The 23,646-nt window shown below is 62.9% G+C and carries 26 protein-coding genes; 9 read left to right on the top strand and 17 right to left on the bottom strand.

Translation table 11 applies throughout. From position 1 onward, the window contains the following. Positions 1-50 precede the first annotated feature (50 nt). The 5 genes from MHK09_RS05445 to MHK09_RS05425 are packed head-to-tail and all read left to right on the top strand — an operon-like array spanning position 51 to position 5,599. Complete coding sequence (locus MHK09_RS05445; protein WP_250412913.1) at positions 51-1,763, top strand: carbon starvation CstA family protein; 1,713 nt, start codon at positions 51-53, stop codon at positions 1,761-1,763. Next, positions 1,747-2,004: a cory-CC-star protein gene (locus tag MHK09_RS05440; protein ID WP_250412912.1), complete on the top strand. Its 258-nt coding sequence runs from the start codon at positions 1,747-1,749 to the stop codon at positions 2,002-2,004. Before MHK09_RS05445 ends, MHK09_RS05440 begins: the two co-directional genes overlap by 17 nt. Next, positions 1,995-2,936, top strand: coding sequence for an ArsA family ATPase (locus MHK09_RS05435; protein WP_200435735.1), 942 nt, complete (start codon positions 1,995-1,997; stop codon positions 2,934-2,936). The genes MHK09_RS05440 and MHK09_RS05435 overlap by 10 nt, the downstream gene beginning before the upstream one ends. A gap of 49 nt (positions 2,937-2,985) precedes the next feature. Next, positions 2,986-4,284, top strand: a complete 1,299-nt coding sequence (locus MHK09_RS05430; protein WP_200435734.1) for a C1 family peptidase — start codon at positions 2,986-2,988, stop codon at positions 4,282-4,284. 13 nt (positions 4,285-4,297) lie between these two features. Continuing rightward, a complete protein-coding gene (locus MHK09_RS05425; RefSeq protein ID WP_200435733.1) occupies positions 4,298-5,599 on the top strand; it encodes a C1 family peptidase in 1,302 nt (433 codons plus the stop codon). A gap of 12 nt (positions 5,600-5,611) precedes the next feature. Here MHK09_RS05425 and MHK09_RS05420 read toward each other — a convergent pair whose 3' ends face one another. Genes MHK09_RS05420 through dacB form a run of 13 tightly spaced genes read right to left on the bottom strand, consistent with a single transcriptional unit; the run spans position 5,612 to position 16,956 of the window. Further along, positions 5,612-6,232, bottom strand: a complete 621-nt coding sequence (locus MHK09_RS05420) for a GNAT family N-acetyltransferase (RefSeq protein WP_179386989.1) — start codon at positions 6,230-6,232, stop codon at positions 5,612-5,614. Next, positions 6,232-7,134, bottom strand: a complete 903-nt coding sequence (locus MHK09_RS05415; RefSeq protein ID WP_250412911.1) for a pantoate--beta-alanine ligase — start codon at positions 7,132-7,134, stop codon at positions 6,232-6,234. Before MHK09_RS05415 ends, MHK09_RS05420 begins: the two co-directional genes overlap by 1 nt. Next, a complete protein-coding gene (locus MHK09_RS05410; protein WP_005329912.1) occupies positions 7,131-7,805 on the bottom strand; it encodes a Rossmann-fold NAD(P)-binding domain-containing protein in 675 nt (224 codons plus the stop codon). The genes MHK09_RS05415 and MHK09_RS05410 overlap by 4 nt, the downstream gene beginning before the upstream one ends. Further along, positions 7,806-8,843 carry a DUF6779 domain-containing protein gene (locus MHK09_RS05405; RefSeq protein WP_034668822.1) on the bottom strand — a complete coding sequence of 346 codons (1,038 nt, stop codon included), beginning with the start codon at positions 8,841-8,843 and terminating at the stop codon, positions 7,806-7,808. 5 nt (positions 8,844-8,848) lie between these two features. Then, the gene (locus MHK09_RS05400) at positions 8,849-9,322 is read right to left on the bottom strand and encodes a DUF3180 domain-containing protein (RefSeq protein WP_005329908.1); all 474 of its coding nucleotides are present in this window, start codon (positions 9,320-9,322) and stop codon (positions 8,849-8,851) included. Beyond that, positions 9,319-9,804 carry a 2-amino-4-hydroxy-6-hydroxymethyldihydropteridine diphosphokinase gene (gene folK / locus MHK09_RS05395; RefSeq protein ID WP_005329907.1) on the bottom strand — a complete coding sequence of 162 codons (486 nt, stop codon included), beginning with the start codon at positions 9,802-9,804 and terminating at the stop codon, positions 9,319-9,321. The genes MHK09_RS05400 and folK overlap by 4 nt, the downstream gene beginning before the upstream one ends. Continuing rightward, the gene (folB, locus tag MHK09_RS05390) at positions 9,804-10,184 is read right to left on the bottom strand and encodes a dihydroneopterin aldolase (RefSeq protein ID WP_150851412.1); all 381 of its coding nucleotides are present in this window, start codon (positions 10,182-10,184) and stop codon (positions 9,804-9,806) included. Before folB ends, folK begins: the two co-directional genes overlap by 1 nt. 3 nt (positions 10,185-10,187) lie before the next feature. Beyond that, positions 10,188-11,150, bottom strand: a complete 963-nt coding sequence (gene folP, locus MHK09_RS05385; protein ID WP_250412910.1) for a dihydropteroate synthase — start codon at positions 11,148-11,150, stop codon at positions 10,188-10,190. 37 nt (positions 11,151-11,187) lie between these two features. Continuing rightward, on the bottom strand, positions 11,188-11,781 hold the full coding sequence (folE, locus tag MHK09_RS05380) for a GTP cyclohydrolase I FolE (RefSeq protein WP_005325658.1): 594 nt from the start codon (positions 11,779-11,781) through the stop codon (positions 11,188-11,190). Then, positions 11,781-14,120, bottom strand: coding sequence for an ATP-dependent zinc metalloprotease FtsH (gene ftsH, locus MHK09_RS05375; RefSeq protein ID WP_250412909.1), 2,340 nt, complete (start codon positions 14,118-14,120; stop codon positions 11,781-11,783). The genes folE and ftsH overlap by 1 nt, the downstream gene beginning before the upstream one ends. 12 nt (positions 14,121-14,132) lie before the next feature. Beyond that, complete coding sequence (gene hpt, locus MHK09_RS05370; protein WP_250412908.1) at positions 14,133-14,720, bottom strand: hypoxanthine phosphoribosyltransferase; 588 nt, start codon at positions 14,718-14,720, stop codon at positions 14,133-14,135. Between the two features lie 12 nt (positions 14,721-14,732). Next, positions 14,733-15,680, bottom strand: coding sequence for a tRNA lysidine(34) synthetase TilS (tilS, locus tag MHK09_RS05365; RefSeq protein WP_250412907.1), 948 nt, complete (start codon positions 15,678-15,680; stop codon positions 14,733-14,735). Then, entirely contained in the window at positions 15,670-16,956 is a 1,287-nt protein-coding gene (gene dacB, locus MHK09_RS05360) for a D-alanyl-D-alanine carboxypeptidase/D-alanyl-D-alanine endopeptidase (RefSeq protein WP_250412906.1), read from the bottom strand. Before dacB ends, tilS begins: the two co-directional genes overlap by 11 nt. 67 nt (positions 16,957-17,023) lie before the next feature. On the opposite strand from dacB, the gene MHK09_RS05355 reads away from it, so the two are divergent. Further along, positions 17,024-17,512 carry an inorganic diphosphatase gene (locus MHK09_RS05355; protein WP_251068681.1) on the top strand — a complete coding sequence of 163 codons (489 nt, stop codon included), beginning with the start codon at positions 17,024-17,026 and terminating at the stop codon, positions 17,510-17,512. A gap of 210 nt (positions 17,513-17,722) precedes the next feature. Here MHK09_RS05355 and MHK09_RS11790 read toward each other — a convergent pair whose 3' ends face one another. The 3 genes from MHK09_RS11790 to MHK09_RS05340 all read right to left on the bottom strand — a co-directional run bounded on the left by MHK09_RS11790 (position 17,723) and on the right by MHK09_RS05340 (position 20,324). Continuing rightward, a complete protein-coding gene (locus tag MHK09_RS11790) occupies positions 17,723-18,088 on the bottom strand; it encodes a S41 family peptidase (RefSeq protein ID WP_250412905.1) in 366 nt (121 codons plus the stop codon). A 152-nt stretch (positions 18,089-18,240) separates the two neighbouring features. Continuing rightward, positions 18,241-19,641 (bottom strand): FtsX-like permease family protein, encoded by a 1,401-nt coding sequence (locus MHK09_RS05345; RefSeq protein ID WP_250412904.1) that lies wholly within the window; start codon positions 19,639-19,641, stop codon positions 18,241-18,243. Then, the gene (locus MHK09_RS05340) at positions 19,638-20,324 is read right to left on the bottom strand and encodes an ABC transporter ATP-binding protein (RefSeq protein ID WP_086588220.1); all 687 of its coding nucleotides are present in this window, start codon (positions 20,322-20,324) and stop codon (positions 19,638-19,640) included. Before MHK09_RS05340 ends, MHK09_RS05345 begins: the two co-directional genes overlap by 4 nt. A gap of 110 nt (positions 20,325-20,434) precedes the next feature. Between MHK09_RS05340 and MHK09_RS05335 the strand changes: the two genes are divergently transcribed. Next, entirely contained in the window at positions 20,435-21,127 is a 693-nt protein-coding gene (locus MHK09_RS05335) for a sensor histidine kinase (RefSeq protein WP_250410821.1), read from the top strand. A gap of 3 nt (positions 21,128-21,130) precedes the next feature. Beyond that, positions 21,131-21,787, top strand: coding sequence for a LuxR C-terminal-related transcriptional regulator (locus tag MHK09_RS05330; RefSeq protein ID WP_250412903.1), 657 nt, complete (start codon positions 21,131-21,133; stop codon positions 21,785-21,787). Positions 21,788-22,075: 288 nt separating this feature from the next. Here MHK09_RS05330 and MHK09_RS05325 read toward each other — a convergent pair whose 3' ends face one another. After that, positions 22,076-22,903, bottom strand: a complete 828-nt coding sequence (locus tag MHK09_RS05325; RefSeq protein ID WP_143339239.1) for a hypothetical protein — start codon at positions 22,901-22,903, stop codon at positions 22,076-22,078. 434 nt (positions 22,904-23,337) lie between these two features. On the opposite strand from MHK09_RS05325, the gene MHK09_RS05320 reads away from it, so the two are divergent. Continuing rightward, on the top strand, positions 23,338-23,634 hold the full coding sequence (locus tag MHK09_RS05320) for a rhodanese-like domain-containing protein (RefSeq protein ID WP_086588224.1): 297 nt from the start codon (positions 23,338-23,340) through the stop codon (positions 23,632-23,634). Positions 23,635-23,646: the final 12 nt, after the last annotated feature.

The raw sequence follows: 23,646 nt of genomic DNA, 5'->3' as shown, positions 1-23,646 counted from the left end.
TTCGCACGTGTGAGACACGCCACCTGACCGCCCATAAGGAGACGCACACCATGAACTCTCTTGTCCTCGCCATCATCGGCATCGCGATGATGGGCGCCGGCTATCTGCTCTATTCCAAGGTCCTAGGAAAGAGCATTTTCCGGCTATCCCCGAACTACTCCACCCCGGCCCACACCATGGAAGACGGCGTGGACTATGTACCCACCAATAAATACGTCCTATGGGGCCACCACTTCACATCCGTGGCGGGCGCCGCGCCCATCATTGGTCCGGCCGTAGCCGTCATCTGGGGCTGGGGTCCGGCGTTTCTCTGGGTCACCCTCGGCACCATCTTCTTTGCCGGCATGCACGATTTAGGTGCACTGTGGGCGTCGCAGCGCCACAAGGGCCAGTCCATCGGCACGTTGTCTGGTCGCTACATTGGCAAACGCGGGCGCAACCTCTTCCTCATCGTCATCTTCCTGCTGCTATTGATGGTGAATGCGGCCTTCGCCGTGGTCATTTCGAACCTGCTAGTCTCCACGCCGACGGCCGTAATCCCCACGTGGGGCGCCATCGTCGTCGCGCTGCTTATCGGCCAGGCCATCTACCGCCTGAATTGGAACCTGCCGCTGGTCTCCATCGTGGGCGTTGTCGCGCTCTACGCGTTGATGATCATCGGTGACCGCGTGCCCGTGGTCCTACCGGATACCGTCCTGGGCATCCCCGCCAACGGCGTGTGGATCATCTTGCTATTCATCTACGCCTTCATCGCCTCGATGCTGCCGGTATGGGTGTTGCTGCAGCCGCGCGACTACATCAACGGCCTCCAGCTCTTTGTGGGCCTGGCCATCTTGTACGGCTCCTTCCTCATTACCCGCCCTTCGCTGGCCGCACCGGCGCTGCGCGACAACGTGCCGGAGGGCACCCCGGGCATCTTCCCGCTGCTCTTTGTCACCATCGCCTGCGGCGCTATCTCCGGCTTCCACGGCGTGGTAGCCTCCGGCACCTCGTCCAAGCAGGTGGATAAGGAAACTGACGTGCGCTTTGTGGGGTACTTCGGCGCCGTGGGCGAGGGCCTACTCGCGCTGGGCACCATCATCGCCACCACCGCAGGCTTTAAGTCCCTGCAGCAGTGGGAAGAGATCTACTCCGAGTGGAATGCCGGCGGCGTGGAGGCCTTCGTACAAGGCGGCGGCGCGCTCATGAATGAGGGCATGGGGATTCCCACCTCCCTCTCCGGCACCATCTTGGCCACCATGGCCGTCCTCTTCGCTGCCACCACCATGGACTCGGGCGTGCGCCTGCAGCGCCTCGTGGTGCAAGAAATTGGCGAGATCATGGGCGTGCGCATCAAGGCCTTGGCCGCCACCGTCATCGCGGTGGGCTTGGCCTTCGGCCTGACCTTCTCCGCCGGCGCGGATGGCTCCGGCGGCATGACCATCTGGCCGCTGTTCGGCACCACCAACCAGCTCATGGCGGGCCTTTCCTTGGCCATTGTGGTGGTCATCCTGACCCACCTGCGTCGGCCGACGTGGCCGGTGGTCTTCCCACTCATCTTCGTTACCGCCATGTCACTGTGGGCCGCACTCCTCCAGCTGAAGTCCCTCTTTACCAGCCAGAACTGGCTGCTATTCTGCATGGACATCATCATCGTGGTCGCCGCCATCTGGGTCATCGTGGAGGCCGTCGGCGCCATTTCCCGCGCCCGCAAGGAGACCCCGCTGGAGTGGACCGATGATGACCTTGACGCCCCACTGCCCGAGCATGCTCGACAAGCTTAAGGCACTTGCGGCCGGGCTCAATGAGTACTACCAGGCCCCGTATCGCGCCAGCTTTGCCAGAGCCCAGCAGCAAGAAGATGATCTCTTCATGATGCTGGTTGCCTCGGAGGCGCTCGGCATCCCCAACCCGGCCAGTTATTACACCCTGGAGCTTTTGCCGTTGGTCTATGAGGATTTCCACGCCTGGCATACGCGCATGGGAATGGATAGATCCCCGCTGGAGAATATTCAATGTTGTTAGAGACCGCACCCATCATGTTCTTTGGCGGCAAGGGCGGGGTGGGTAAAACTACCCTGGCCACCGCTACCGCGCTACGCTTGTCCCGCAATCACCGCGTCTGCCTGGTGTCCACGGACCCGGCGCATAACCTGGGGCATATTTTTGGTGCCTCGCTTGGCGACGCCCCCGTAGACCTCACCCCTACCCTGTCCGCCATCGAGATCAACCCTGCACGCGCGACCGAGCAACACCTAGCGCAGGTAGGGAACTCGATGCGCCGCTTTATGCCCGAGCACCTGCACGGTGAGGTTAAGAAGCACCTCGACTTGGCCCGGCAATCGCCCGGCACACAGGAGGCGGCCCTATTGGAGCGCATAGCGGCGCTCGTCGTGGAGGAGTCGGACTTCGACTACCTCATCTTCGATACCGCCCCCTCTGGGCACACTTCGCGGCTGATGGCCTTGCCGGAGATCATGGCCGCCTATACCGATGGATTGCTCTCCCGGCGCGAGAAATCCGATAAATTCGGCTCGCTGGTGCGCGGTATGTCGCAAGGAAGCGGCGCGGATAATGACCCAGTGGACCGGCGCAATCAGGAAATTCGCGCCACGCTTTTCCAGCGCCGCGAGCGCTTTGCCCAGCTGCGCACCGCTCTTACCTCCCCGTGCACCGTGTTCCACATCGTGCTCACCGCTGAGCGCCTGCCTGTGCTGGAATCTGCCGAGTTTCATGCGGACCTCACGAGCAACGGTGTGCGGGTGGGATCCATGCTGGTTAACCGGCGCACCCCGGAGAACCAAGGCGAGTTCTTGGCCGCCCGACGCGCCGCCGAGGATGAGGCGCTCGCACTCCTGCGCACCCAGCTGCCCGATACCCCGGTGCGCGAGGTTCCGTGGTTGCCGGAGGAAGTGGGGACTCCGGGGGCCGTCGGCAAGCTGGCGGCCTACCTCTAGCTCCACCCGCCCGCGCCGCTGTGGGCTTGGGTCTGCTAAAACCGAAACTATGACTTTGCTCACCAACGAATACCTATCCCACTTGCGCGAGGAGGCCGCGGCCGATTCCCGGCTGCGCATCGCGCGCAACGCCATTACCAACGTCGGGGCGGCCAAGGCGGCCCTGGACCGCGACCGCATTACGGCCCTCTACCCCACCACCGAGGTCAAGCTGGATAGCTTGGGCGTATCGGACCAGAAGCGCTCGGGCCGCTGCTGGATGTTCGCGGCGCTGAACGTCTTCCGTCACCGCGCGGCCAAGGAGCTCAACGTTGATAACTTCGAGTTTTCCTTCACCTACCTGCAGTACTTTGACAAGCTGGAACGTGCCAACTTGGTACTCAACCAGCTGCTGGACAAGAAGGACGCCGGCTGGGACGAGCGCACCGTCGCCGCGGTGCTAGACCACGCGGGGGCCGATGGCGGCTGGTGGTGCTTCTTTAGCAACCTCGTAGCCAAGTACGGCGCCGTTCCTGCCGAGGTCATGCCGGAGGTGCGCTCGTCTGGAAATACCGCGGAGATGAACCGCGACCTCGCCACGGTGGTGCGTCGTGCCGCCGCCCAGGACGGACCGCGCGAAGAAATCCTCGCCCAAGCGCGCAAGGATATCCACCGCATCCTGGCCATCCACCTGGGCACCCCGCCGGAGGAATTTACCTGGGCGTATCGCACCAAGGACGAGCAATTCGTGCGGCTGCACTCCACCCCGCGCGAGTTTGCGGATAAGTACCTGCCGCACCTGGACGAGTACGTGGTGCTGGCCGATGACCCCCGCTCCACCAACCCCAAGCATCGCGTCTTTAGCAGCGCCGAGGAGACCAATGTGCTGGGCGGCGCACCGCAGGAGTACCTCAACGTCAGCGCGGCTGAGCTGAAGGAAACTGCCAAGCGCAGCCTGGCGGCCGGTGAGCCGGTGTGGTTTAGCTGCGATGTCAACCGCCAGTTCTCCTTCCTCAACGGCGTATGGGACGAGGGATTGGTAGATACCGATGGCCTCTACGGGATCGATTCCTCCATGAGCAAGGAGGAGCGTTTTACCTCCGGCGAGACCGCGCCCACCCACGCGATGGTGCTCACCGGCGTCGATGGTGACCGCGCCTGGCGCGTGGAGAACTCCTGGGGCTCTAAGCCGCCGCGCAAGGACGATGGCGAGGACGTGCCCGGCAAAGGCTTTGCCACGATGGCCGATGCCTGGTTTGACCAGAACGTCTTCCACATCGCCGTGCGCAAGGAGCACCTGAGCGACGCGCTTGCCCAGGCTCTTGCCACCGAACCGATTGAGCTTCCCCTCTGGGACCGGATGAACTAAGGAGAATCGAAAAATGACAGAGATTAAACCGAACGAGGTTCATGCCGCCACCGCCGAGCTCACCAGCGATGCCACGCTGCGCCTGGTACGCAATGGGGTGGCCCAGGAGGGCGTCGACAAGCTCAGCCTCGACCGTGAGCAACTGCGCAGCCTTACTCCGGTAACCAGCCATAAGCTAGATTCCTGGGGCGTGGCCGACCAGAAGGCATCGGGCCGCTGCTGGATTTTTGCCGGCCTCAATTCCCTGCGCGGCGGGCTCATGGACAAGGCCAAGCTCAAGGACTTTGAGCTCTCGCAGACCTATATTTACTTCTTTGACAAGCTGGAAAAGGCCAATTGGTTCCTCACCGCCATGGCTGAGCTCAAGGACCGCGAGATTACGGACCGCACCGTCGCCAAGCTCATGGATGATCCCATCGATGACGGCGGCCAGTGGTCCATGTTCGTCGCCTTGGTGGAAAAGTACGGTGTGGTGCCGCAGTACGCCATGCCGGAGACCGCCTCTTCCGAGGCCACGGCGATGCTTAACCGCAATCTGCAGACCGTGCTGCGCCGCGCCGCCCACCGCATCCGCAGCGGCGAAGAGGGCGCGCATGAGCAGGCGCTTGCCGACGTCTACCGTATCCTCACCGCCAACCTGGGCCTGCCACCCGAGGACTTTGTGTGGCAGTACCGCGATAAGGACGATGAGTTCCACCGCGCGGGCACCTATACCCCGCAGGAGTTTGCCGAGGAATACCTGCCGGCGGACCTAAGCGAGTACGTCTGCGTGGTCAACGACCCGCGCAATGCCTACGGCGAGCTCTACACCGTGGAGTACCTGGGCAACGTGGCGGGAAAGCGCGTGACCTATTTGAACGCGCCTGTGGAGGTGCTGCGCGATGCCGCGCGTGCCTCCATCGAGGACGGCCAGCCGGTCTGGTTCGGCTGCGATACCGACCAGCAATCCGATGATGAGCACGGCGTGTGGGCCAAGCACCTGCACGATTATGAGGCCTTCTACGGCGTGGAGATGGATCTGGACAAGGCGCAGCGTTTGCGCCTGCACGAGTCCATGATGACCCACGCGATGGTGTTTACCGGCGCCGATATCGCAGACGATGGCACCGTCAATCGCTGGCGCGTGGAGAATTCCTGGGGCCCGAAGAAGGCCGATAAGGGCTTTTGGACCATGGCCGATGACTGGTTCGACGAGTTCGTCTTCGAAATCGCCGTGCACCCCTCCCGCCTGCCGGAGCAGTACCAAGCGGCATTGCAGTCCGAGTCCGTCACCACCCTGCCGGCCTGGGATCCGATGGGCGCGTTGGCGCGCTAAGCCTGCGGCACGCTAAGACTGCGGCGTGCCAAGGCGGCGCACATAGAGCATGCACTCCAAGTCGCGGTCCTCGTTGACCGCGATGGTGCGCTCGCCCACCTGAGTGAAACCGCGGCTGTCATAGAACTGGTAAGTGCAACCGTCATCGGTAAACAGGTAGACATTCTTTCCCTCGTGACGGGCTTCGAAGGCCTCGAGCAGCGCCGTGCCCACGCCGCTCACGCCGGAATTGGGGTCGGCGACGAGGAAGCCGATTTCGCCATCGATGGGGTGCTTGCCCAAGTACTTGAGCAGCATGTCCTGATTGGCGGCATCGTAGTCATCGCGGTGCCCGCCCGGGCGCAGGTTATTAAAGATTTCCACCGCGTGAACAAACGCCTTGCGCCACCACGGATATGGCAGCGCGGGCTTGCCCTTCATGGAGGCCAACAGCACGCCGAGGAAGCGGTCGCCATCGTAGGCGGCCAGGATATCGGTGGCCTTGGCGCGCTCTAAGTCCCAAAAGTAGCGGCCATAGGCGCGCTCGAAGCGGCGGCTCTTCACAAACCAGTGCAGGTGCATGCCCTCGATGGCAAAAGAAATAGCCTTGGGCTCATCGCGCGGGTCAAGGTCGCGGATCTGGATATCGGTCATTAGTCCTCCGATGGCTGCTGGGAAGCGGTACCCTGCGCGCGCTGTTGCTCGTGTTGTTGCTCACGCTCGAGCTCGGCCTTGGCTTCGTGTTCTTCAATATTATTAAACCCAATGCCCAGCGGCAGGCCCACATTATCGATGAGGCGGACGCCGCCGATTGTCGCGGCGACGAGCAAGCGGGCATCCCCCTCCTCGGGAGGCGTGCCGAGGTCGCGGCCGCGCACCTCGAGGTAGTCCGGTTCAACGCCTGCTGCGCGCAAGACTTCCGCAGCAACCTCGCGGACCTTATCGGCACCGGCCTCGGCGGCATGCGCGCCGGCAGTCAGCGCGGCGGATAGGGCCGCAGCCTGGTCACGGGAGTCGGCCGGGACGTTGGTATTGCGCAGACTCATCACCACGCCATCAGGCATGCGTACGGCGGGCACGCCCTGCACGCGCACGCCTAAGTGGAAGTCTTGGACCGCGTGGTGGATGGCGAGGAGGAGCTCGTAGTCCTTTTCTCCGAGGAGGACGTCGGTAGGCGAAAGCGTCAGGATGAGCGCAAGGTACAGCGAGAGATCCTCGCTGAGGTCCGGCTCGAGGGCGGTCGCGGCGTCGGCCGGAGCCACGGCGATGCGGCGGCCGTGCGGCCACAAGGCCTCTGGCGAGTAATCCCACACGATGTCCACGCCCTCGGCGCGCAGGAGTTCAAGGTCCTCCTCGTGCGGGGACTGCAGGGCCACGACGGTAACCGCGCCGCGGATGTGCTTGGCCGCGCGCACCAACGCGATATGACCGGCATGCACGCCATTGGTCAACGGCACGAAGGCCACCGGACGGCCAGTCTTGTGAAAAGCACTACCGACCATGCGGATGCGCTCAATGTCGTTGATGACGGTAGCGTTTCCCATCTCCAGGCTCATCGGCTCTCCTCTTGTAGGGCCCACATTTCTAGCTCCTCGCGGCCGTCTACCTCGCCTAGGCGGCGGGCAACCTCCACATAGCTGCGGCGCAGGCCGGGATCGGTGGCGCCGCGGTAGGCAGCAATGGCTTCTTGACTATCAAAGTCACTGCCTACCGGCGGCCATTCCTCCGTCGGGGCGAAAAATTCTGCTTCCCGTGCCGCAGGTACCTGTAGCCGGTGCAGCATGTCGGCATAGTAGACGCGTGCGGCAAAAGGGGCACGCTCGGCGTCCGATAATGCGAGAACATCGGCGTGAAACTCCCCGGCGATGAGTTCCACGATGGTTTCACCTAGCTCATCCAAGGTGGTTGCAGCCCACCGTCCAGAAACGATAGGGGCAAGCGCGGCTACCACACAGCCGCGAGTCTCCAGCGGATCCAAAACCTGTACGCCACGCGACAGGCAGGTGTGGACGGCAATAAGACCGCGGTGAACGTGGGGTTCCAGTAGTTCTACTGCAGCATCTAGGCGAGCATCGCCGACCGCAATGATAAGCGCCTCAAAGGAAGAAAGCTCCGCTGGATTGGAGATTTCAACAATCTCGTGGCCGGCACGCGCCATTTCTCCGGCTAGGTTGATACCAGCCGAGCTACGACCGAAGAGTGCTACCCGCATGCGTGGCGGGCGCATTTATTTATCCTTCTTTTTCTTCGCCTGGGCCAGCAGCTCGGCCACGGAGACCGCGCCCTCGCGCTTATCATCGCTGCGGCGGCGGCCGCGGGAATCGGGCTCATCGGCGGCCGCGCGGTGATGCGCGCGGCCCGCCTTCTGGCGCACCGGCTCGGACTTTTCTGGGGCTACGTGCTGGCCGGAGCCCGGGTACTCCGCACGCTCATCGCGCTGTGGTGCCGGCTGCTGCGGAATGTCCTGGGTTTCGTCATTGGCCGTGGTGGCAGCCTCTGGCTTGCGATGGCTACCGTGGTGCTCGCTGGCCGCGGACGTGCGGGTATTCTTCAGGGAATCATCGCCGCCGGTATCCCAGCGCACGGCCTGGAAACCACCAGTATTAAAGGTGGAGGCACCAGAAGCCTTGCCGGAGGTACGCTGCGCACGAGTCTTTTCGCTGATGATGTCATTAAGCGGATTAGCCTCGGCGTGCGCCGCGGATGGCTGGTTACCCAAGCGGCCAGCGATGGCATCGGCGGACGGGGCGCCAGAAGAGGACTGGGTGAAGTCCACATTGCCCTCCTCAGAGCCAGGGCGAGCAGCGGCCGCGGTTTGGGCCTCGAGCTGCATGATGCGGCGCGCCTCGGCGTGCAGAGCGGCCGGTTCATAGGTGAAGTTCTGGCCGGAAAGATCTTCAATCTGCTTGCGGATGGAAGCCAGCTCGGTGCGGATCTCATCCAGCAGTTCCTGATCCGGCAGCGGCTGGCCATCGGCTGTGCGGGCCTGCTTGAGCTCGGCGCGGTGAGCGCGCTCCTGCAGCTCCAGCTTGGTCACGGATTCCTCGGCCTGGCGACGGTAGCGCATCACCAGGAAGAAGCCAAGCACGGCAGCCCACAAAGCGGCGATGAGCGCAATCTTAAGGGCTGCGGCAGAGCCGGAAATCAGCATGACGATGCTGGCTACAACGGCCAACACCACGAGGACGATGAGCCCGGTCTGGCCCAGATCCGGCTTGGTCGTCTTGGCGGGAGTTTTGCTAGAAGAAGAGCGCGGCTCAGTCATGCTCACTAATGTACCGCCTGTACCCCATCTGGTGGGGGCGGGGTCTCGCAGTGTCGCTCTAGCCGCAGGCCAGCAGCAGCCATCGCGAGGCCACCGAGCGCAGAGGCAATGACGCCCACGAGGTCATCGGAGGCCGCGGTGAGCGTACCCGCGTTGGGGATGACGTAGACGGCAATGCCGGCATAAATGCCACCCACGATGGAACCCGTCCATGCCGAGGCCTTTCCTACCAGCATGAACTGCGTGATGGTCATGGGGTTGAGCTGCGAATTATCCAGGCCAATGCCATGCTCGTCCTCGGTGGCTTGATCCACCTTCCAGGTCAGCGCCACACAGATGACGGCCATAAGCCACAGCGTGGCCGAGACCGTTACCGGGATTTGCAGCATGGAGCCATAAAAGCGCGTGGTGAGGATGGCCGCCGCGGCGGCAAAGAAGACCCCGGTGCCGATGAGGGCACCCAGCGAGGTCCGTGTCATAGCTCCTCCATCATGCCCAGCCGGCGAATCTCGGCGCGCTCTTTCGGGTCGAGTGCTGCTACCCGCTTGGCGACGCCCTCCCCACTCAACCTAGCACCAGCATCGGCCGCCAACCACGGAATCAGCACGAAGGCACGCTCGTGGCCATAAGGATGCGGGACGATAAGCTCCGGGTCCTCGGAGGTATAGCCCTCGATATCGATGATGTCTACATCCAGCGTGCGCGGCCCCCAGTGGCGCACGCGGACGCGCTCGGCGGCCTCTTCGAGCTTCTGCCCGCGGCGCAGGAGTTCCTTCGGAGTCTCGTCCACGTCCACGATGAGCACCGCGTTGAGGAATTCGTCTTGGTCCGTCACGCCCCACGGCGGGGTGGCATAGACGGGCGAGGCGGCAACTATCTCGCCGGCAAACTCGTCGAATACCGTGCGCAAAAGCTCCACGCGGTCATCCATATTGGAGCCGATGGACAACACCGCGCGCATTAGAGGGTCCTCGCGTGCTTGCGGGAGCGGCGGGCGACCACGGCGACGTCGGCAAAAGTGCGCGGAATCGGCGCCTGCGGCTTGTGCAGGGTGACCTCCACGGCATGCAGGCCCTCGAAGGTCTCCATGATGGTATCGGCGACCTCGCTGGCGACGGTCTCGATGAGGTCGCGGGCGGGGCCTTCGATGATTTTCGCGGCGACGTCGGCAAGCTCGGCGTAATTGATGGTCTTGGTCAGATCATCGGTGGCGGCGGCCTCGGCGAACTCGGACCAGCAGGTGATATCCACGATGAAAGGCTGGCCCGTACGCTTTTCTTCTTCGAAGACGCCGTGGTAGCCAAAGCATTCTAGGCCGGTGAGCTCGATGCGGTCTGCCATGTTTTACTCCTCAGGGTTGCGCGGTAGGGCGGTGGATTTCATGGTTCCATTGCCATCAGCGCCATTGCTATAGCTACCGGTCGCCCTGGCGCCGCCCGCGTAGCTGGTGCCGGCGTTCCAAGCAGCGGCCACATCGACGGCGTCGCGCGAGACGGCGACCTCGTGCACGCGCACGCCCCACGCGCCCATCTGGGCGGAAATGGCGGTCACGGCCGCAGTCGCGGGATCGGCCAGCAGCGGGCTGGACTCCACGCCGCGGTCCTCGCGGATGGCGGCAAGGAAGCGCTTGCGCGAGGCTCCCACCAGCATGGGGAATTCGGCGTCGAGAAACTCCGGCAGGGCCTTGAGCAGCGCCCAGTTATCCTGCGGGGTTTTGGCAAAGCCCAAGCCCGGATCGAGCACGATATTATCGCGTCGCACGCCGGCCGCCAGCGCATTATTTGCCAGTCGCTCGAGGGTCTCATGCACGTCGCGCACCACATCGCCGCCGTGGTCGGCGCTTCCGGCCGCGGAGCCAAAGGCGCCTTCCTGCAGCGTGCGCCAGTGCATCAGGCACACGGGCACGCCGGCCTCGGCCATCGCGCGATACATCTCCGGATCAGCCAGGCCACCGGAGACGTCATTAATCATGTCCACACCGGCCGCTGCCGCCGCGCGGGCCACCGAGGCGCGCATCGTATCCACGGAGGTGCGGATGCCCAGCTCGCTCAGCGTCTTAATGACGGGAACCACGCGGCGCTTTTCGACGTCCGCCTCTACCCGCACCGCACCCGGCCGGGTGGACTCACCGCCGACGTCAATCATGTCAGCGCCCTGCGCCACGAGTTCGCGGGCGTGGTTGATGGCGGCATCGACGTCCAACCACTTACCGCCATCGGAGAAGGAATCCTCCGTGACGTTGACAATGCCCATCACCAGCGTGCGGTTGGCGATGCTCAGATCCGATACCGAGGTTGCCTGCTGCATGGCGTGCTCCTTCTCGCTTTCGTGGTGAACCGGGGGTTTAGCTGCGAATCAGGCTGAGCACCTCGGCGCGGGAGGCGGCATTATTTTTGAAGCCGCCGCGCACCGCGGAGGTAGTCGTCGTCGCCCCCGGCTTGCGAATGCCGCGCATGGCCATGCACAGGTGCTCGCACTCAATGACCACGATGACGGACTGCGCACCGAGGACCTCCACCAAGGCGTCCGCTACCTGCTGGGTAAGGCGCTCTTGGACTTGGGGGCGCTTAGCGTACATATCCGCCAGGCGAGCAAGCTTGCTCAAACCGGTGACGTGGCCGTCTTTGCCCGGGATGTAGCCAATATGCGCCACGCCGTAGAACGGCACCAAGTGGTGCTCGCAGGTGGAATAAATGGGGATATCGCGCACCAAAACCAATTCTTGGTGGTCCTCAGCGAAGGTCTTGTGCAGGACCTCGGTCGGGTCCTCATGCAGGCCGGCGAAGACCTCGCGGTAGGCGCGGGCCACGCGGGCCGGGGTTTCGCGCAAGCCCTCGCGGTCAGGGTCCTCCCCTACCGCAAGGAGCAGCTCACGCACCGCTGCCTCCGCTCGGTCTTGGTCAAAGGCGGCGCGAGCGGGAATGTGATTATCAGGCATTAGTTATCTTCTTGCTTGTCGTCCTCGCGCGCATAGGGGTTCTTGCGGCGATCCTTCTCGTCCCAGCCAGGGGTAAACCACTGGCTGGTCTCAGCCTCAGCATCCGCGCCGGCATCCGGCTTGTGGTGCTTTCCACCACCGGTAGCGGGGCGTGCGGCCGGACGGGCCGCAGGCTCGGAAGACTCAGCAGACTGGCCGTCGCGGGACTGCTGGGTCGGCGTAGAGTTCGCGGATTCCTTAGCGGGGCCGCTGCCCAACTCGCGGGCGGTGTCCGGATCGACGTAATCGCCGGCGTGCTGACCAAAGTTGAAGCCCACCTCGCCCTTCGGCTCTTCGCCGGCAAGGCGGCGCTCGCGGGCGGCCCGGGAGGCATCGAGAAGCGTCATGCGCTTAGGCAGCTCCTCGCCGCGCTCTTTCGCCAGCTCAACCGGGGTCTTCACTGGGGCGTAGCCAATCTGGCGCGGGAAGCGGTCGTCCTCGCCTGGGAAGACGTCGAAGGCCTCGCGCGGCTCGATGCCGTCGAAAATGCGCTCCAGGTCAGGGCGGCGCAGGGTTTCCTTCTCCAGCAGGGCCTCGGCCAGCTTATCCAGGTAGTAACGGTTATTGCGCAAGATGTCATAGGCCTGCTCGTGCGCGCGCTCGAGCAGGTAGCGCATCTGCTCATCAATCTTGGAGGCAACTTCATCGGAGTAATCGATGGAGCCGCCGCCACCCATCTGGCTGAAGGGATCGCCCTGTTCCTTGCCGTACTTCACGGTGCCCAGGTCCGGCGAGAAGCCGTACTCGGTGAGCATGGAACGAGCGATCTTGGTGGCGTTTTCAATATCGGAAGACGCACCGGTGGTCGGCGCACCGAAGACCAGCTCCTCGGCCGCGCGGCCACCCATGGCAAAGACCAAACGGGAGAAGAGCTCGTCGCGGGTGTACATGCCCTTGTCGTCTTCCTGGGAGGTCATGGCGTGGCCGCCGGTGCGGCCGCGGGCCAGGATGGTGACCTTGTACACGCGCTCAATATCCTTGAGTGCCCACGCAGAAAGCGTGTGTCCGCCCTCGTGGTAAGCGGTGACCTTCTTCTCGTGCTCGGAGATGATCTTGCCCTGGCGGCGCGGGCCGCCCACGACGCGGTCGGTGGCCTCTTCCAAGGCGTCATAGGTGATGACGTTGCCGCCGATGCGGGCGGTCAGCAAAGCGGCCTCGTTGAGCACATTGGCCAGGTCCGCGCCGGACATACCGGCGGTGCGCTTGGCCAGCTGCGCTACGTCAACCTCCTCTGCCAGCGGCTTATTCTTTGCATGCACGCGCAGGATCTGCTCGCGGCCGGCCAAGTCCGGGTTGGTGACCGGAATCTGGCGGTCGAAGCGGCCCGGGCGCAGCAGCGCCGGATCCAGGATGTCCGGGCGGTTGGTGGCGGCGATGAGGATTACGCCCTCGCGGTCACCAAAGCCGTCCATCTCTACCAGGAGCTGGTTGAGGGTCTGCTCGCGCTCATCGTGGCCGCCGCCGGTACCGGAACCGCGCTGGCGGCCCACGGCGTCGATCTCGTCCACGAAGATAATGCAGGGGCTATTTTCCTTCGCCTGCTTGAACAGGTCGCGCACGCGGGAGGCACCCACGCCGACGAACATCTCCACAAAGTCAGAACCGGAGATGGAATAAAACGGCACGCCGGCCTCGCCAGCCACGGCGCGGGCAAGCAAGGTCTTACCGGTACCCGGAGGGCCATAAAGCAGCACGCCACGCGGAATCTTGGCACCCAGCTCGTGGTAACGAGTGGGATCTTCCAGGAAGTCCTTGATCTCCTGCAGCTCGTCCACGGCCTCGTCCGCGCCGGCCACGTCCTCAAAGGTATTGGTCGGCATATCCTTGGTCAGTTCCTTGGCCTTGGAACCGCCGATGCCAAACATGCCACCAGCGCCCTGCTGCATGCGGGACATGAGCCAGAAGAGCACGCCGAAGAGGATGAGCATCGGCAGCAGCATGCTGAGCATGGAGCCCAAGAAGGATTCCTGCGTGACGTTGGTCTGGTACTTCTCGGCACCGGAATCCTTGACGGCGTTAAAGACCTGCTCGGAGGCGCGGGCCGGGTACTTGGCCACGATCTCCTGCACGCCGTCGCGCTCGTCTACCGTGATTTCGTCCTTGAGCTTGATGCGCAGGCGCTGCTCGCGGTCATCAATTTCCACCTCATCGACGTTTTTGTCTTTGAGCTGGGTCAGCGCAACGGAGGTATCCGCTTGCACGTAGCCGCGGGCGTCGTTGCTAAAGAAGGTAAAAGCGTACAGCGCGATTAGGATGAGGGCCGCAATCCCGCCGTAGCGAAGAATCTTGTTGTTTTTCATTACTGCGCGATTTTAGTTGGTGGTATAGACATCAGGGTGGAGGGTGCCCACGTAAGGCAGATCGCGGTAGCGTTCCGCATAGTCCAGCCCGTAGCCGATGACGAATTCATTCGGGATATCAAATCCCACATCCAGCAGGTCAATATCGGCCTTGACTACCTCCGGCTTGCGCAGCAGGGTGACCACATTCAGCGAGGCAGGGTTGCGGCCTTCCAGGTTGCGGATGAGCCACGACAGGGTGAGGCCCGAATCGATGATGTCTTCCACGATGAGCACGTTGCGCCCGGCAATATCGCGGTCCAAATCCTTCAAAATGCGCACCACGCCGGACGAGGAAGTGGAGGCACCGTAGGAGGATACGGCCATAAACTCCAACTCGGAGGGGATGGATAGCTTGCGCGCGAAGTCCGTAAGGAAGAACGCCGCACCCTTGAGCACGCAGACCAAAAGCAGGTCTTGCTCAGCGTCGGCATATTTTTCAGAGACCATATCCGCGAGCTCTTGGACGCGGTTTTGCAATTCCTCTTCTCCAATGAGGATTGCTTCTACATCGTCACCGTAGCGGTTTGCGGGAACGGCGAAGTCTTTCTTGTCGTGCACGTGTGCGCTCCTTTAATGACCAGACAATAGTGCCAGTTTGCCACCTATACGGGCTACTTCCAACCTCTGCCCCACCTGCCGCGCCGATCGCACGGCCACCGGGCCTTGCCCGTGCCAGTGGGTGCACAGCTTGCCGACGTCCCCCACTCCCCTCCTCGTTACCTCTACTCCCTCGCTGACCAGCCACGCCGCGATTGCCCGCCGGCGCCGCGGTTCCGCCATCGCCGCCAGTTCGGCACAGTCGGTGGTGGGTGGGGTACGCAGGGTGGCGTCGTCAAGCGCGGCGTCGCCTGCCGCTTGCGCCAGCGCTGGCACCACATCCCCGCCGATGATGCGGCTCAACTGCGGGATCACCTCGCGGCGCAGCGCCACGCGGCGGAAATTCGTGTCCGCGTTCTGCGGATCCTTCCACGCCGAAAGGCCCAACTCCGCGCAGGCGCCCTCGGTATCGGCGCGGCGCACGCCTAATAGTGGGCGCACCACGCGGGCGCCTTCCACCTCGCTGCGCTCGTTCATGCCGGTCACTCGCCCGCGCAGCGCCCCCAGCAGCAGCGTTTCCGCCTGGTCATCGGCCGTGTGCGCCACGGCTACCTCTAGCTCTTCGGCCGCACTGGCGGCGGCTAGGGCCCGGTACCGCGCCACCCGCGCGGCCGCCTCCATCGACTCTGGACCCGCCCCGTCGGCCTCGACGCTGAGCACCCGCGCTCGCGCGCCCAGTTCTCGGGCTTGCTCGGCAGCGCGCTCGGCTTGCGCCCGCGAGCCCTCTTGCAAGCGGTGGTCCACGCATAATGCGAGCACGTCATGCCCCTCAGCCACCAGCGCCGCCAGCAGCGCCAAAGAATCCGCGCCTCCGGAAAGCCCCACTGCCACGGTGCGGTTGAGGGAGGCGGCGCGCACGCCGCGTCGACAAGCTAAAAAGTGCGGCGAGACCCGCGGCCAAAAGGGCTTTTTAGAACTCATGCAGCGCAGAAGCCAACGCGTCTTGGGCCTGGCGAGCGGCCTGGATATCGCCGCCATTGACGAGGAAAGCAAAAGCATACACACGTCCCGAATTGCCCTGCGCAGTACCGGCCAGGGCCGAAACACCCGTCAGCGTGCCGGTCTTGGCGCGCACATAGCCCTTGGCCGCGGAGTCGCCGTAACGCTCATACAAGGTGCCATCGCCACCTGCCACCGGCAGGTAGGACACCAACGGGCGTAGGTGCGGATCCTTCACCGCCCCATTAATAAGCTGCGTCAAAAGCCCGGCCGTGAGCCGATTGTCTTCCGATAGCCCGGAATTGTCCTTAATATCCACGCCCTCAACGTCGAATCCCTGCTCCCGCAGGACCTCAAGCGTGGCCTGCGTATCGCCTTCAAAGCTGGCTTCCTTGCCACGGGCCATCGCCAGCTCTCGCGCAATGGCCTCGGCCATGACGTTATCGGAATGGCGCACCATTTCTCGGGCGCGGTCCGCTAGCGGCGGCGAATCCACACTCGCTACTTCCTGCGCATTCTCGGCTACAGAGCCCATGCCTGCCTCGCTTGCACCGAGGCGATCGCCTAGCTGCTTAGCGACGTCCAAAGCAGGCTCATGACTCCTCGGCGCATCCCCCGTCGTCGCGCCCAGGCGACCGCCGTAGAGCATGGCCGGTTCCATCGGCGCGACGAAGCCGCCGTCCACGTTCTCCGGGTCCCACCCCGGGGCCTGCGGCTCGCCTTTCCACGCAGAAGTATCAATGAACACACCATCAACCTGGTCGATGTTCTGAGAAATCTGCTCAGCTAAGTCATCGAGCTGCTCATGCGTCATCCACACATCGCCCGCAGCCTTAATAACCACGTTCTTTTCGTTCGACCCACGGTAGACCTTGGTGGTGATTTTCTCATTCTCATCCAGCGCCAACGTCGCCGCCGCAGTTGTGAGGACCTTCGTGGACGAGGCCGGGGTAAGCCGCTTATCCGCGTCCCGCTGCCACACCACGTCCCCGGTCTCGGTATCAATTACCTCGCCGCCGAACGTGGCAAGGTCCTTATTCTTAGAGAGCTCGTCCAGCTTCGCGCTTAGCGCATCCAGGTCCGCTTCCCCCGGCTCGGCGGTGAGCAAAGGCTCCTCAGGAGCCTGCACCGCCTGAGCTTCTCCGTGTGAGAGATCGCCGTATTCGCGCTGGAGGGTAACGCCCAGCGCAGCCGTACCTCCGACCGCTGCCGCTACCACGAGCGCGGTCGCTGACCACCAAACATGCTTTGCTTTCATTGCCTTTAACCCTAGCGCGAATCCGCAACGCGCTAGACTATGGGCAGTAATTGATACCCAATCCCCCATGGAGGACATCGCTGTGAGCGTTGAAGTAACCATTGAAATCCCGAAGGGCTCCCGCAACAAGTACGAGGTTGATCACGAGTCCGGCAAGGTCTACCTCGACCGTTACCTGTTCACCCCGATGGCTTACCCGGCTGACTACGGCTTCATCGACCACACCCTGGGCGAGGACGGCGACCCGCTCGACGCCCTGGTCATCCTGCCGGAGCCGGTCTTCCCGGGCGTAGTCGTTGAGGCCCGCATCGTCGGCGTGTTCAAGATGACTGACGAGGCCGGCGGCGACGACAAGCTGCTCGCCGTCATCGACGACCCGCGCTGGGAGCGCTACCAGGACATCGACGATGTGGAGCAGCACATCAAGGACGAAATCGAGCACTTCTTCGTCCACTACAAGGACCTGGAGCCGAACAAGGAAGTCACTGGCTCCGGCTGGGGCGACAAGGCTGAGGCAGAAAAGATCCTCGACGAGGCTAAGGCTCGCTTCAAATAAGCGCTTCTGCCGCACGCTAACGGCGGCACTGTGAAGGTACGTTTCCGCAGACGGTGGAGACCGAAGAGGTTTCCCACCGCGCGCCGAAGCGTACCTTTCGCGTTTTCCGACTAATCACTGTCGTTCACAGTAAATAGTGGCGAAAAATAGCGTGTTTCGGGGCGTTATTTGCCGTGAACGACAAAGGCACCCGTGGACGAAAACCGCGCCTTAGAAGCCACAATGGGAGGCAAGCCAGCCGTCGAGCTCAGATTCCGGGGTATCAGGAGCGATGGGGTCCTCGGCGAACTCCTCGCCCGTGCACGCCTTGTCCTTGGCAGCAGTGAGCATGAGCGAGCGGCCGTCCGGGTAATCCAGCACCACGTTGGCGGAGGCGTAGCCGGCGGTCGGCTCGCCGAAGGTGCGCACGTTGTCCAGGCCGCGGAAGGTCAGGAGGGTGGCTTCGGCGGAGGAGGCGGCGTCGATGGCGGCATCGAGGAGCTCCGCGTTGGTCGGGTCCTCTTTGAAAGCCTCGCGGGCGCGCTGAAATTCTTCGCTCTCGCCATAGATTCCGGTATACGCTGCGGTATCCACCACCGCGGTGTTGATGTGTTTTTCGCTGGCGTTGAAAAGAAAATAGGGCTAGCCCAGCAGCGCCCCGCCATAGGAGGGGCCGAGGAAGTACACGGCGGCGAACACCGCGATAAAGGTAACGCCGAAGAGTCCGCCAAAAATTTTCAGTACAGTTTTCATTCTTTTCGACCTCCTGTGCGCAGCACGTAGCCGCGCAACGGTTCAACAAGGACAATGGCAAGAAGCGTGACCACCCAGCCCACCGCCAGGAAGCCGAAGGCCATGAGCAGGCGGGTGCTCACATCGACGTCGCTTTGCTCGACGCTGGAGAAGAACATCAGCGAAGCAATTCCGCCGCCGAAGAGAAAACCGAAGGAGCTCAAGGCCACGACCGGCCCCATGACGGTCAGCGCCCCGGAGCGGAACTGGAAGCCGCGCGGCACGCCCATCAAATCCAGAGAGCGGATGAGCTCCTTGTCCTCGAAGATGCCGGAAACCTGCCCCAGGATGATGGACATGGTGGTCAACGTGAAGCCGAAGACGAGGGTTAGTACAACGCCAGTGGAGATGTCCTTGAACACCACGTTCATCCCGGGATCTTCTTTGAGCACCGAGGCCAAGGCATCGGAGCCCAGGGGCGCGGCAACGAGGAAGCCGGCCAGGTAGCCGAAGAAGCCGATGGCAGCGCTGCGCCGCCATGCCGGGCGGGCATTGCCCGCCACGCGCTGGCAGGCCACGAAGTGCGCGGTTCCGGGGAAGAGGGAGAAGACGTGCGCGCCCAGCTGCAGGATGAAAGGCGCGATGAGGTTGATGCTCATCAGCATGCCAAACATGACCACGACGACCATCGCGGTGGGCGGGCCCGCCTTGCCCGTGAGGAACACGCCGCCGACTGCCACGATGATGAGGAAGACGATGGCGCGCCACCAGCGGTAGGCCGCGGGCATCTGGCGTTTGGCCACGCCCAGCGGGCTCACCCGCACGCGGCGCATGCCGTACAGTGCCGCGCCGATGGCCAGGAGGAAAAGCACACCGGCCACGGCTATATATCCCCACCAGGGCAGCAGAATCTCTGTCAGATCAATGGGCCGCATCTGGAAGTCCAGCTGGGTAAAGACCGGTGCGACGAGTAGGCTAATCAGCCCGCCGAGCACGATGCCGATCACCGCCTGGAGGCCGGTTTCCACAATTGCCATGCGCTCCACCTGGCGGGAGCTTAAGCCCAGCAGGCGCAGGGTGGCCAGGCGCTGCTCCCTGCCGGACGCACCCAGGACGGCGGCCTGGGAGGTGAGGTTAAACAGCGCGGGAAGGATGAACGCGCAGGCAAAGAGAGCCAGGGCGAACCAGGGATAGAGGAAGGCCTCCATCTCGTTGCCAAAGGCCTCCTTGAGGGCGGGCGCGGCGTCCTCGATGTGCTGGGCGCGCTCCCACAACATCCAGGTACCACCTGCAACCAAAAAGGCAATGGCGGAACCGATGGTCAGGCTCACAATCGCCAATAGAGAGACGATGCCCGTGCCCGAGCGCGCGCGAATGGATTCGCGCTGCAGGTCATAGACCAAGGTGGCGGTGTTCATCGAATCACCCCTAGGCGGCGGTCGTCGTGAATGATGCCATCGCGAATCTCCACGCGGCGCTGCATCCAATCGGCCACCTTCGGGTCGTGCGTGACCATGACCAGGCTCGCCCCGGCCTGGCGCACGATGGTGGTGAGCATCTGCATGACCTCGTGGCCGGTGGACTGATCCAGCGCACCGGTCGGCTCGTCGGCGAAGACAACGCCTGGGTTCGCCACCAGCGCACGCGCAATGGTCACGCGCTGGGCCTGGCCACCGGAGACCTGCGCCGGGCGGCGGTCCGCCAGGCCACCCAGGCCCAGCTGATCAAGAAGCTCCATCGCGCGCCTGCGGGCCGCACCCCGCCCCATACCGTTAAGCATGGCCGGCAGCGCCACGTTATCCACGTTGCTGAGCTCCGGCAGCAGCTGACCATCCTGGAAGACGAAGCCGAAGTTGCGCAGGCGGGTGCGGGAGCGGGGGGCGTCGGAAAGCGCGGAGAGCTCCTCGTCCCCGTAGCGCACGCTACCGTGCGTGGGGGTGAGCACGCCGGACATGCAGTGCAGCAGCGTGGACTTGCCGGAGCCAGACGGCCCCATGACGGCCACGAGCTCGCCCGGTTCAATGTCGAGGGAAATTCCGGCGAGCACCGGGCCGCCGCCGAAGTCCTTGGTGATGTCTGTCAGGGAAAGTGTCTGTGCCATGTCTCTCATTCCACCGTGCCGGGCCCGCGGAAAGAACAGCCCTAGCGTTGCTCTTTAAGGTAGTGCCAGCACTACCCCTGTAGTTCGGGGCACCCGATATGCTGTGAACCGTGTTCCGAAAGAAGCCCCAACCCACCACGCACGAGCAGCAGCAGGCGCAGCAGATTGCGCAGCTCACGGCCTCGCGCCGCGCCATCGCGGACGCTTACGAGGTCGAGCGCGCCCGCATCGAGCACGACCTGCACGACGGCGCGCAGCAATACCTCGTTGCCGCGAGCATGAAGTTGGGCGAGGCTCTTCTCGACGCCCCCGCTGGCCTCACCGAGCTCCTCACCGCCGCAAAGCAGGACGTGGACCGCGGCCTGAATTCCCTGCGCGCCACGGTGCACGGCATTCACCCACAGGTGCTGCAGGATCACGGCCTGGTCGCCGCGCTTGCCGACGCCGCCTCCTCCCACGGCCCCCACGTCAGCGTCTTCGCCCCGCATTCTCTGCCTGAGCTCTCCGCCTCCGTGCTGGCCTGCGGCTATTTCTTCGGCACGGAAGCTTTGACGAATGCGGCCAAGCATGCGCCGGGCGCGCCGGTTTCGGTGCTGGTGACCTCGGACGATTCGCTGCGCATCACCGTGGTGGATGAGGGCCCCGGCGGCGCACAGGTCGTCCCAGGGCACGGCCTGGCGGGGATGGCCGAGCGTCTTGGTGCCTTCGGCGGAGAAATGTCTTTGTCCTCACCGCCTGGCGGCCCGACCCGGGTGGCCGGGTCCATTCCCCTTCTTCTCGATCGCGGACAGCCAGGAGTGTAAAAGATGAGCTTAAGGATTGTGGTAGCGGATGACTCCGCCATTCTGCGCGAGGGCCTGGCCGGCCTGTTGGAGCGCCGCGGGCACTCTGTAGTGGGCCAGGCTTCCTCTGCTCCTTCGCTCGAGACTGTGGTGGATAAACTGCGCGACGACCTGCCGGACATCGTCATCACGGACGTGCGCATGCCGCCGGACATGGGCGACGATGGCTTGAAAGCCGCCGTAAATTTGAGAAACGCCTACCCGGGCCTGCCCGTCATGGTGCTCTCCCAGTACGTGGCCCCGGCCTATGCGGTGGAGCTCTTCGACTCCCCCGAGGCCGGCACCGGCTACCTTTTGAAGGACCGTGTCTCCGAGGTGCGCGACTTCCTGGCCAGCCTGGACGTGGTGGCCCAGGGCGGCACCGTCATCGACCCCACCGTGGCTCAAGTTCTCATGAGCTCCGGACGCAGCGGCTTGGGCGAGCTCACCCCGCGCGAGCGCGAGGTTCTCGAATTAATGTCCCGCGGCAAGTCCAACAAGGACATCGCCGCCGAGCTCGTTTTATCCGCCGCCGCGGTGGCCAAGCATGTCTCCAACATCTTCACCAAGCTTCGCTTAGACCCCGGCGAGGACAACCGCCGCGTCAAGGCGATTCTGGAGTACCTCTCCGCGCACCGTTAAAACGCGCACGCAGGCCTGCGCGGGGCCAGCGCCGTGTGCGTCACTTTGCCCCCATGCGACACACCAGAATCGCCGCGGGCCGCCCGGACAACGCTCACGGTAAATAGCGCGCGAACCCCCATTTTCCGGCGCTATTTACCATGAACAACATCGACTCCTCACACGAACCGACGATCCAAGTGCCACAGCCAGATCCGTGGCTTGCACCTGCGTGCTCTCCGCCAGAATTCGTTCTTCAACACGAAGAATCACGCGGTCCTTCGCATCCAAATTCTGAGCAGTCGTGGCCTAACTTTCTGGCCGGTGTGTGCTCTGATTCAGCAAGGTGCGAGTTTTAACCTTCACAAGGTTGAGATTCCAAAGTCGGGCCTCATCGACCATAGCGAATTCGGTGGTGTCCTCATCCGAGATGTCGACTTCGATGGTGACGGCATTGCCTGCGGAAGAAATAATAGTGTAGTTAAGCCCTTCAAGCCTGTCAATTAATGTGGTGACCGCTTCGCTTGTCGGGGTGGTCTTGCCCGACAGCGCAGTAGCAATATCAACGAGCTTCTTTTCATCGGGTGCTTCATCGCCGCTGTCGATGAAGCAATATTGTTGAATTGGCGATCCATCCTCTGCAGGGGCGATGGAATGATCTTCCGCTGAACCAACTTTCGTAACCGTAAGCCTCCCCGTGACGTCCTCAAACGCTAGCTGCTCGCGTGGACTGCGGTTGTTGCAGGCAAAGTGAATGGTGTCGCCTTCCCTCCTGGTGATAACAATCCCTGAATCACCAGTCATGTATTCGTAGGTGGGTTCGACATCTTTCTTGTAACTATGCAGGTACTCGTTGAAAACGAGTAGCGTGCCATTTTCCTGTCCGGTGCGAAGGCGGAAGCTTGAGCTATTGCTAACGCCATCGGTAAGTCGAATGCTGTTTTCTGTCTCATTATCAAAGAGTACGAACTCAGCGCTAAAGGTCCTAAGCCTCATTGCAGTGGGAGCCGTATCTTGGCGAACTTCAAATTCGAGGTTGACAATATATTCGGTGTGAGGCTCCAAGCTCACCTCGACACCGCATTCAATGGTCATGCCTTCGATTTCAAGCGTGCCTTGTCGAAGCTCTGTCCGCATGCATGTAAGACTTTGCATCAAAAAAATTCCCTTTCAATTCAGATGAATGTTGAAAACGTGGTGGAGAAGACCCGCCCTCGCCATAAACAGAAAGCTGTACCTTGGGCTGTACGCCACTCTAATCACGACCAAGACAGGTTCGCCTGAACTCATCTCAGTTGCCGCTGGAAATTGATGCCCCGCGCACATCCGCCGCGGATGCCAAGGACTTGGACCAAGGCATACTTTAAGCCTCGAATACAAGGGGTTTAACGCCGAAGCAGATAACCATTTGGGCTACAAGTCTGGCGAGACAAGAGCTAAAGCTGCTGGAACAGGCAGTTGCCACAACGGGCCGAGCTCACAGTTTTTCGCCCCGCCTGGTTCCTCACGGCTCTTCTCGGACGCGGCACGCGGAGCAGCATAAGGACCTCTGCGTGACTAGGGTATGAGGCATGAAAAACGTTCAACCACATGAAGTACCAGAAGGCGCACAGCTTATTGACGTCCGCGAGAATGATGAGTGGGCGGTGGAGCGCGCGAAGGGCGCGACCCATATCCCGATGAGCGAGATTACGGGTCGTATCCAGGAAATCGACCCAGATAAGGATATTTACGTAATCTGCCACGCAGGCGGTCGCAGCATGCAGGTCTGCCAGTATCTAGAACATGCGCTGGGCTGGGACACCATCAATGTGGATGGCGGCACGGATAAGTGGAAGGCTTCTGGGCTCCCCATCGAAACGGATTAATTGGCCTTAACC

The sequence above is a fragment of the Corynebacterium tuberculostearicum genome (assembly GCF_022347235.1).
Classification (GTDB): domain Bacteria; phylum Actinomycetota; class Actinomycetes; order Mycobacteriales; family Mycobacteriaceae; genus Corynebacterium; species Corynebacterium tuberculostearicum_F.
The sequence above is the reverse complement of the archived record's forward strand: the minus strand, read 5'-3'. Positions and strand labels throughout refer to the sequence as shown.

Bases quoted from the DNA above. Each gene is read 5' to 3' on its own strand.
- MHK09_RS05425 (WP_200435733.1), top strand. From the start codon at position 4,298: ATGACAGAGATTAAACCGAACGAGGTTCATGCCGCCACCGCCGAGCTC.
- MHK09_RS05405 (WP_034668822.1), bottom strand. From the start codon at position 8,843: ATGACTGAGCCGCGCTCTTCTTCTAGCAAAACTCCCGCCAAGACGACC.
- MHK09_RS05410 (WP_005329912.1), bottom strand. From the start codon at position 7,805: ATGCGCCCGCCACGCATGCGGGTAGCACTCTTCGGTCGTAGCTCGGCT.
- MHK09_RS05325 (WP_143339239.1), bottom strand. From the start codon at position 22,903: ATGCGGACAGAGCTTCGACAAGGCACGCTTGAAATCGAAGGCATGACC.
- MHK09_RS05345 (WP_250412904.1), bottom strand. From the start codon at position 19,641: ATGAACACCGCCACCTTGGTCTATGACCTGCAGCGCGAATCCATTCGC.
- folK (WP_005329907.1), bottom strand. From the start codon at position 9,804: ATGCGCGCGGTGTTGTCCATCGGCTCCAATATGGATGACCGCGTGGAG.
- dacB (WP_250412906.1), bottom strand. From the start codon at position 16,956: ATGAAAGCAAAGCATGTTTGGTGGTCAGCGACCGCGCTCGTGGTAGCG.
- MHK09_RS05435 (WP_200435735.1), top strand. From the start codon at position 1,995: ATGTTGTTAGAGACCGCACCCATCATGTTCTTTGGCGGCAAGGGCGGG.
- MHK09_RS05440 (WP_250412912.1), top strand. From the start codon at position 1,747: ATGCTCGACAAGCTTAAGGCACTTGCGGCCGGGCTCAATGAGTACTAC.
- MHK09_RS05415 (WP_250412911.1), bottom strand. From the start codon at position 7,134: ATGAGCCTGGAGATGGGAAACGCTACCGTCATCAACGACATTGAGCGC.
- MHK09_RS05420 (WP_179386989.1), bottom strand. From the start codon at position 6,232: ATGACCGATATCCAGATCCGCGACCTTGACCCGCGCGATGAGCCCAAG.
- MHK09_RS05430 (WP_200435734.1), top strand. From the start codon at position 2,986: ATGACTTTGCTCACCAACGAATACCTATCCCACTTGCGCGAGGAGGCC.
- tilS (WP_250412907.1), bottom strand. From the start codon at position 15,680: ATGAGTTCTAAAAAGCCCTTTTGGCCGCGGGTCTCGCCGCACTTTTTA.
- folB (WP_150851412.1), bottom strand. From the start codon at position 10,184: ATGGCAGACCGCATCGAGCTCACCGGCCTAGAATGCTTTGGCTACCAC.
- folP (WP_250412910.1), bottom strand. From the start codon at position 11,150: ATGCAGCAGGCAACCTCGGTATCGGATCTGAGCATCGCCAACCGCACG.
- MHK09_RS05330 (WP_250412903.1), top strand. From the start codon at position 21,131: ATGAGCTTAAGGATTGTGGTAGCGGATGACTCCGCCATTCTGCGCGAG.
- MHK09_RS05355 (WP_251068681.1), top strand. From the start codon at position 17,024: ATGGAGGACATCGCTGTGAGCGTTGAAGTAACCATTGAAATCCCGAAG.
- ftsH (WP_250412909.1), bottom strand. From the start codon at position 14,120: ATGAAAAACAACAAGATTCTTCGCTACGGCGGGATTGCGGCCCTCATC.
- folE (WP_005325658.1), bottom strand. From the start codon at position 11,781: ATGCCTGATAATCACATTCCCGCTCGCGCCGCCTTTGACCAAGACCGA.
- MHK09_RS05320 (WP_086588224.1), top strand. From the start codon at position 23,338: ATGAAAAACGTTCAACCACATGAAGTACCAGAAGGCGCACAGCTTATT.
- MHK09_RS05400 (WP_005329908.1), bottom strand. From the start codon at position 9,322: ATGACACGGACCTCGCTGGGTGCCCTCATCGGCACCGGGGTCTTCTTT.
- MHK09_RS05340 (WP_086588220.1), bottom strand. From the start codon at position 20,324: ATGGCACAGACACTTTCCCTGACAGACATCACCAAGGACTTCGGCGGC.
- MHK09_RS05445 (WP_250412913.1), top strand. From the start codon at position 51: ATGAACTCTCTTGTCCTCGCCATCATCGGCATCGCGATGATGGGCGCC.